We start from the raw sequence: 7,601 nt of genomic DNA, 5'->3' as shown, positions 1-7,601 counted from the left end.
ACGCCTACATCTAAGCAGCAACGAAAGTTGCTGCTTTTTCTATACTACTGAGAGGAAAAGCGCCGATGTATCAGTATATTTTATTTGATTTGGATGGCACACTTACCGATTCACGCGAGGGCATTACTAAATCGGTGCAGTATGCGCTGGATAAAATGGGCATCCACGAGCCGGAGCTCAAGCCTCTGGAGCGCTTTATCGGTCCGCCACTGTACGACGAATTCCGCCGCAGCTACGGCTTCGATGACGCCGAGGCAAAGCAGGCAATTGAGTTCTACCGTGAGCGATTCGGCGTGATCGGTTGGAAGGAGAACATGCTCTACAACGGGATTCCGGAGCTGCTGAAGGCATTGACGGACGCCGGAAAGACCCTGTCTACTGCATCGTCCAAACCGGCGTTTTTCATTGATAAAATCGTCAAATACTTTGATATTGCGCAGTATTTCACCGTGGTTTCCGGTGCAACGCTGGATGGCACAATCGGCACAAAGGCACAGGTCACACAGCAGGCGCTCGACCGTTTGCAGGTGCAGGATCTGTCACAGGCTGTACTGGTCGGTGACCGCCTGCACGATGTGGAAGGTGCAAAGCAATGCGGTATTGACTGCATCGGCGTGACGTTCGGCTTTGGCGGCCGAGAGGAGCTGGAGGACGCAGGCGCGAAGCATGTAGTCGACCGCGCGGAGGAACTGCTGCCGCTGCTGCTCTGAATTTCCATAAAAAGCTGTCTTTCGAGACAGCTTTTTTGCGTTTTCGAGCAGAGAAAACCGCGCAAAAATCTGCAAATTATGCAGGTTTTCTCTCCTATTATGGGGCACATTGTGCTATAATATAAACTGAATAAAAGTGCATTGAAAGGAGTTCTCTCCGTGGCAGATATTACCGTACAAAACCTGACCAAATATTATGGTGACCGCCTGATCCTGAAGGACATTTCCTTCGACATTCAGCCGGGCGAAAAGGTTGCTATTTTAGGCGCAAACGGCGCCGGAAAGACCACTTTACTCAATATTTTGACCGGCAGACTGTCGTATGACGGCGGACACGTTGCGTTCGGACAGGGACGAACCGCAGGTGTCATTGATCAGATGCCGGATTTTCCGCCGGAATCGACCGTGGAGGATATTCTCCGTCTGGCGTTCAAGGAGTCCGACGAAGTTGCGGCAGCAATGGACGCGCTGACCGATGAAATGACGCGCAAGCCGGATGACGCATCGCTGCTCAAGCGTTACGCGCAGCTGGAAACGCGGCTGGAAATCCTCGGCGGCTACAACCGAGATTACGAGATCAATCGTGTGTGCAACGGTCTTGAAATCGCGCAGGAAATGCGCTCGCAGAAGTTTGACTTGCTCTCCGGCGGCGAAAAAACGCGCATCAACCTCGCCCGCATCATTCTCGAACAGACCGACGTGCTGCTGCTCGATGAGCCGACCAACCACCTCGACATGGACGCTGTGGACTGGCTGGGCAATTATTTGGAGAATTACCGCGGCACCGTGCTCATTATCTCGCATGACCGCTGGTTTATCGACCAGTGCTGCGACCGCGTGATTGAAATCCACGATTGCACCTGCGATTTCTACAACGGCAATTACTCGTACTATGCGGTCGAGCGTGAGCGTCGCCGTGAGGAGCAGCTCAAGCACCACGAGCACGAGCTGGCGGAGAAAAAGCGTCTGGAGGCGACTGCGCGTTCCATGCACGAGCACGGCACCGAGCATCTGGCAAAGCGTGCCGCGTCCATCGAGAAGCGCATTGCGCGTATGAAGGTCACTGACCGGCCCAAGACCGACAAAAAGATGACCGTCACGTTTGGTGACCCGAACTACGAGACTGAGGAAGTGCTCAAGGTTCGTGATATTACAAAGAGTTATGACGGACGAGAAATATTACACAATGTATCGTTCAACATCCGCAACCGCGAGCGTGTCGCGCTGCTTGGCGCAAACGGCGCCGGAAAGACCACCATGCTGAAAATCCTGCTCGGCGAGGAAGTGCCGGATGGCGGCGTCATCCGCAAGGGCGTTGGACTCAAGCCGGCGTACCTGCCGCAGCAGGTGTATTTTGCCAATCCGCACCGCAACCTCATCGACACGCTCATCTACGACAAGAACGTATCCATGCAGGTGGCGCGAAACCGGCTCGGTTCGTTCCAGTTTACCGGTGAAACCCAGCTGAAAACCGTGGATATGCTGTCCGGCGGTGAGAAAAGCCGTTTGCGCCTGTGTGAACTGATGTACGATCCGCTCAATCTGCTCATCCTCGACGAGCCGACCAACCACCTTGACCTTGCATCTCGCGAGTGGATTGAGGAGGCGGTTGAGGCATTCGACGGCACGCTGCTGTTTGTTTCGCATGACCGCTACTTCGTCGAGCGCTTTGCAACCCGCGTGCTCTACCTCGAAAACGGTTACCTGACCGACTTTATCGGCTCGTACAGTGTGTTCCTCGACTGGCGCGCCAAGGGCGGCGGCGCACTGCCGGAAGCGGCGCCCGCACCGGCGCCCAAAAAGAAAAAGGCCGCCGTCCCGACACTGGACGACGGACCCAAGCCGCCCGAAAAACCTAAGCGCACCGGCGGCACAAAGAATCTGCAAAAGCTGCTGAACACGCTTGAGCGCGAGATTTCACAGCTGGAAACGCAGTCGTCCGACCTCGAACAGCAGATGGTGGACGCGGCATCGGATTCCGGCAAGCTGCTCGAGCTGATGACCGAAAAAGAAGCCTGTGACGAAAAACTCGCCGCAAAAATGGACGAATGGGAAGCCGTTGCGGCCGAGCTGGAGGAACTGCAATGAAAGAAAAAAGGGTATGGATAGGGCTTGCGGTGCTGTTCGCTGTCATTGGCGTGCCGCAGCTGTTCTGGAAGCCGTCGCGGTTCGGCGGTATTTTCCTGCTGGCGCTTGCCATCGGCTGTACGGGGGAATGGCTGATGCTTTGCGGACGCGAAAAGCATAAGGCGTGTCGCCTTTTGTCGCGCGTGGGACGCGTACTGTTTGCATTGTTTGTGCTGTCGTTTGCGGCGGTGCAGATGTTTGTGATCGGCATAGCATTCGACGAGGATGACCCGTCAGCTGCGCCGCAGGCGGATTACTATCTGGTACTGGGTGCGCTCGTCAATCCGAACGGACAGCCGTCGGCGGCTCTGGCGGCACGATGCGATACGGCGATCGCGGTGCTGAACGTCAATCCGGGCAGTCAGGCCATCCTGTGCGGCGGTCAGGGCGGCGATGAGCCGTGCACCGAAGCTGCCGCCATGCAGGATTACATGGTCGCGCACGGCGCAGACGCAGAACGGCTGATCCTGGAGGACAAGTCGAGCACGACCATCCAGAATATCGCCAACGCAAAAAAGCTGTTGCCCGAGGGCGCAGCGGTTGCCGTAATTACAAATGATTATCATCTTGCCCGTGCACGCCGCCTGCTGGCGCATGCCGGTCTGGGCGACGCAGGCGTTCCCGCGAAAACGCCGTATCCGGGGCAGTGGATGGCGGTAAGGTGCCGCGAATACTGCTCCATCATGGGCTTGATATTCACCGGACGCTGGTAAACGCAATTTTGATGAATTTTCCGTGCTTCACACGATTTGGAGATAGAATATGTTTGAAAAACTGAAAGTCTTAGCGGCGCGGCTGGACGAGCTGGAAATGCGGCTTTCCGCGCCGGATTTATACGACGACCCCGACCGGGCGGCCAAGCTGCTGCGCGAGCGCAACGAACTCGAGCCGATCGTCACGGCGTTCCGCGAATACGAGCAGGCACAGCGCACGCTTGCGGACGCGACCGAAATGCTGTCCGACCCGGACATGAAGGAGCTGGCGCAGGAGGAGCTGCAGCAGGCGAAAAGCGACATTGCCCGTATGGAGGACGAACTGAAAATCCTGCTGCTGCCCAAGGACCCGAACGACGAGAAGAATATCTACGTTGAGATTCGCGGCGGTGCAGGCGGCGAGGAAAGCGCGCTGTTTGCCGCTGACCTCTACCGCATGTATACGATGTACGCCGACAAGCGCGGCTGGCAGACCGAGGTCATGAACAAATCCGAGACCGAACTCGGCGGCTATAAGGAAATCGTGTTCCGCGTGGCAGGCGACAAGGTGTACTCGCGGCTCAAGTTCGAGAGCGGCGTACACCGCGTGCAGCGTGTGCCCGAGACCGAAAGTCAGGGCCGCGTTCACACCTCGACAACCACCGTGGCTGTCCTTCCCGAAGCGGAAGAACTCGACTTCTACATCGACCCGAAGGATTTACGCATCGACACGTTCCGCGCATCCGGTGCGGGCGGTCAGCACATCAATAAGACCTCATCGGCTATCCGTGTCACCCATATTCCGACAAATACGGTCGTAGAGTGCCAGGATGAGCGCAGCCAGCACAAAAACAAGGACAAGGCGCTGTCCGTTCTGCGTTCGCGGCTGTACGAGGCCGAGGTGGAAAAGCAGCGTGCGGCCATCGCCGCCGACCGAAAAAGCCAGGTCGGCACCGGCGACCGTTCGGAGCGCATCCGCACCTACAATTTCCCGGAGAATCGCGTGTCCGATCACCGCATCAAGCTGACCATCTACAAGCTGGATCAGTTCCTGAACGGCGATATGGACGAGATTTTAGACGCACTCATCGCGGCTGACACAGCGGAAAAGCTGAAAGAGCAGAGCGAAATGTAGCCTTAGAACTGGATTTCGTCATCCTCATTGTCCCAATCGTCCCACTTGTCCTCGGTCTGGCTCTCCAACTCAGCATTCAGATCGGACATATCGCCGAACTCTACGCGGCATATAATTTTCGTGCAGGTGGTGAACAGCACGCGGACGTAAAACCGCTTGGGCACGCGCTCGTAAATGCGCGATGCGCTTTCCGTGCCGCCGGCCTTGGTCTGCGGGCTGTTGGCAATGTAGCCGACCTTGCCGATGTACGGCAGAAACGCGCGGATGGCATCACTGTCATACGGGTTGCTCGGCTCCTTGATGCATCGGATAAGATTGCCGATCTTGAACGGTTCGAGGCCGTAATAGTGATTAAAGCCTGTTATCGTGACGAAAATGTTCTTGTTCTTTGCCATGCGAAGCACTCCTTTCTTTTATAATTGGAGTATAGCATGGTGAATGTACGATAAACCTCTCTTTGGTGGGAAACAAGGGTCACAGACCCTTATAATAAAAGGAGGATTTTCATGTTAAGAAGTGGTGTAATTTTACTTGTTCTGGGCATCGCCGTATTTCTTGCGGCGAGTGTGCAGCTGTTTCGCGGCGGGACGAAGAAAGTCCACTGGTGTATTTCGTGCGTGCTGGCAATCCTGCTCGTGGGGAGCGGGATTTGGAACGCAAACCGTTATTTTGACCTCGGTATCGGCGTGCCAAAGACGTTTTCTGCGGAAAACTGGGCGAAAACCGCACCGAGCCAGCGGCATTTCATGGTCAGCGACCTGCAGGACAGCATCGAACTTGTCGGCATGAGCGCAGACGAGGTGCGTGAGCTGCTCGGCACGCCGGACTATACAGACACCGATACCTGCCTTTCGTACCTCATTGCACAGCCGTTTGATGAGGTAACGCTCGACCTGACGCTGGAAAACGGCATCGTCACCAAAGTGGAAGAAAAAGACCATTGATATCATAAATGGAAGTGTAAACTGATGAAAACAACTCTTTTGACACCGGAAACCGACGAAAACGCGGTAAAAACCGCCGCAGAACTGATTCGAGCGGGCGAGGTCGTCGGCATGCCGACCGAAACCGTATACGGCCTTGCGGCGAATGCGCTGAACGGCGAGGCGGTAAAGAAAATTTTCCTTGCGAAAGGCCGTCCGCAGGATAACCCGCTGATCGTCCACATCGCGGATTTCGAGCAGATTTACGACCTGTGTCCGGCGGTTCCGCCGCAGGCAAAGCAGCTTGCCGAGGCGTTCTGGCCGGGTCCGCTGACCATGATCGTGCCCAAGGGCGACTGCATTCCGGACGAGGTTTCGTGCGGACTGGACACCGTGGGCATCCGCCTGCCGTCGCACCCGATGGCGCGTGCGCTGATTCGGGAGAGCGGCGTACCGCTGGCGGCTCCGTCCGCGAATACGTCCGGCAGACCGTCCACGACCACGGCGGCGCACGTCATGCATGATATGGACGGCAAGATTGCGGCTGTATTGGACGGCGGCGCGTGCGGCGTCGGCGTGGAGAGCACGGTAATCACACTCGCGCTCGAGCGTCCGCGTCTGCTGCGTCCGGGCGGCATCACGCTCGAACAGCTGCGCTCGGTGCTCGGCGAGGTGGATGTTGACCGCGCGCTGTACGAGAAGATCGGGGATGACGTGAAGGTGTCGGCGCCCGGCATGAAATACCGGCATTATGCGCCGAAAGCGCCCGTAACGGTCGTGCGCGGCGATCCGCAGGACACGGCAAAGTACATTGCAGCGCATATCGGGGACTCCACCGGCGTACTGTGCTTTGATGAGTACAAGAATATGTTCCCGAACTGCATCGTGGAGTGCTTCGGCTCGAGGGACGATCTCGGTGCACAGGCGCGCGAGGTATTCGACCGCCTGCGGGCGTTCGATGATACCAGCGTAACGCAGATTTGGGCGCAGTGCCCCTCAGATGAAGGTCTCGGTCTTGCAGTGGCGAACCGTATCAAGAAAGCGGCGGGGTTTTCGGTGGTGGAGGTTTAACATGGCTATTCCGAAATATGATGAAATGTATGCGGATTTTTTGCGTGTATTAGCAGATAATCGAATACATAGCCTATCTGATATACAGGATGCGATTGCTAAAAAACGTCATCTGACAGAGGATGAATTGGCGGAGAGGGCACCTAACAAACCGGGAACTGTGTTCAGCAATAGAGTAGCTTGGACAAAGGCATATCTGATGAAAGCAGAGTTGATTTGTTCTGCGAAGCGTGGTTATTGCCGAATCACAACAGATGGGCAAAAACTCCTTTCCAAACGCTTGAAAAAGATAGATAATACGGTTTTAAGCCGCTATAAAGGATTTACAGAATATCTGAATTCTGAAAAAGTTCAAGATGAAAATGTTGAATTACGTTGTGAAAGTCCCCAAAGCGACGTACAACCTTTGATAGATGAAGCACCGGATGAACTGATTACAAAAGCAGTTGATACACTAAACAAATCGCTGGCTGATGAATTGCTTCAAGAGATTATGGAACAAACGCCGGCATTTTTTGAATGGTTGGTGCCATACTTGTTGGGTAAAATGGGATATGGCGTTTCAGAACGAGATCTCAGCAAAATAAGCCATCAATCGCGTGATGGTGGCATAGATGGCGTGATTCGGCAAGATAAATTGGGCTTTAGTAAAATCTATATTCAAGCGAAAAGATGGGACCCGCAAGTGGTAGTAGGCCGCCCGGAACTGCAAAAATTTTATGGTGCCTTACCGAGCGGGACTGCACACGGATTGTTTATCACAACAGCACGGTTTTCGGATGATGCGAAAAAATATGCTGAAAATAGAGGAAACATTGTTTTGGTGGATGGGATACGCTTGGTCAATCTGATGATTGAACATAATGTTGGCGTTTCGGTTGAGACACAATATGTGATAAAAAAGATAGATTCGGACTTCTTTAAGGGAGAATAATCAGGAAGT

8 protein-coding genes are annotated in these 7,601 nt (G+C 54.8%); 7 read left to right on the top strand and 1 reads right to left on the bottom strand.

Features of this window, described 5'->3' with window-relative positions; all coding sequences use genetic code 11:
* Positions 1-65: 65 nt before the first annotated feature.
* From DW806_RS11110 to prfA, 4 genes are all read left to right on the top strand, one after another.
* Positions 66-710: an HAD family hydrolase gene (locus DW806_RS11110; RefSeq protein WP_118729993.1), complete on the top strand. Its 645-nt coding sequence runs from the start codon at positions 66-68 to the stop codon at positions 708-710.
* Positions 711-869: 159 nt separating this feature from the next.
* On the top strand, positions 870-2,798 hold the full coding sequence (locus tag DW806_RS11105; protein WP_118729992.1) for an ABC-F family ATP-binding cassette domain-containing protein: 1,929 nt from the start codon (positions 870-872) through the stop codon (positions 2,796-2,798).
* Positions 2,795-3,550, top strand: a complete 756-nt coding sequence (locus tag DW806_RS11100) for a YdcF family protein (RefSeq protein ID WP_158578356.1) — start codon at positions 2,795-2,797, stop codon at positions 3,548-3,550. Before DW806_RS11105 ends, DW806_RS11100 begins: the two co-directional genes overlap by 4 nt.
* Before the next feature lie 49 nt (positions 3,551-3,599).
* Positions 3,600-4,664, top strand: a complete 1,065-nt coding sequence (gene prfA, locus DW806_RS11095; protein WP_118729990.1) for a peptide chain release factor 1 — start codon at positions 3,600-3,602, stop codon at positions 4,662-4,664.
* 2 nt (positions 4,665-4,666) lie between these two features.
* Here the strand turns inward: prfA and DW806_RS11090 are convergent, their stop codons facing one another.
* Positions 4,667-5,059, bottom strand: a complete 393-nt coding sequence (locus DW806_RS11090; protein WP_188886712.1) for an HIRAN domain-containing protein — start codon at positions 5,057-5,059, stop codon at positions 4,667-4,669.
* 111 nt (positions 5,060-5,170) lie between these two features.
* Between DW806_RS11090 and DW806_RS11085 the strand changes: the two genes are divergently transcribed.
* Genes DW806_RS11085 through DW806_RS11075 form a run of 3 tightly spaced genes read left to right on the top strand, consistent with a single transcriptional unit; the run spans position 5,171 to position 7,592 of the window.
* The gene (locus DW806_RS11085) at positions 5,171-5,608 is read left to right on the top strand and encodes a hypothetical protein (RefSeq protein ID WP_117492616.1); all 438 of its coding nucleotides are present in this window, start codon (positions 5,171-5,173) and stop codon (positions 5,606-5,608) included.
* A 24-nt stretch (positions 5,609-5,632) separates the two neighbouring features.
* On the top strand, positions 5,633-6,658 hold the full coding sequence (locus tag DW806_RS11080) for an L-threonylcarbamoyladenylate synthase (RefSeq protein ID WP_118729989.1): 1,026 nt from the start codon (positions 5,633-5,635) through the stop codon (positions 6,656-6,658).
* Position 6,659: 1 nt separating this feature from the next.
* The gene (locus DW806_RS11075) at positions 6,660-7,592 is read left to right on the top strand and encodes a restriction endonuclease (RefSeq protein WP_118564557.1); all 933 of its coding nucleotides are present in this window, start codon (positions 6,660-6,662) and stop codon (positions 7,590-7,592) included.
* The last annotated feature ends 9 nt before the right edge of the window (positions 7,593-7,601 follow it).

The organism is Butyricicoccus sp. AM32-19 (assembly GCF_003480365.1).
In the GTDB taxonomy this organism is placed as follows: Bacteria; Bacillota; Clostridia; order Oscillospirales; family Butyricicoccaceae; genus Agathobaculum; species Agathobaculum butyriciproducens.
This window is presented reverse-complemented; position numbering and strand designations above follow the sequence as displayed.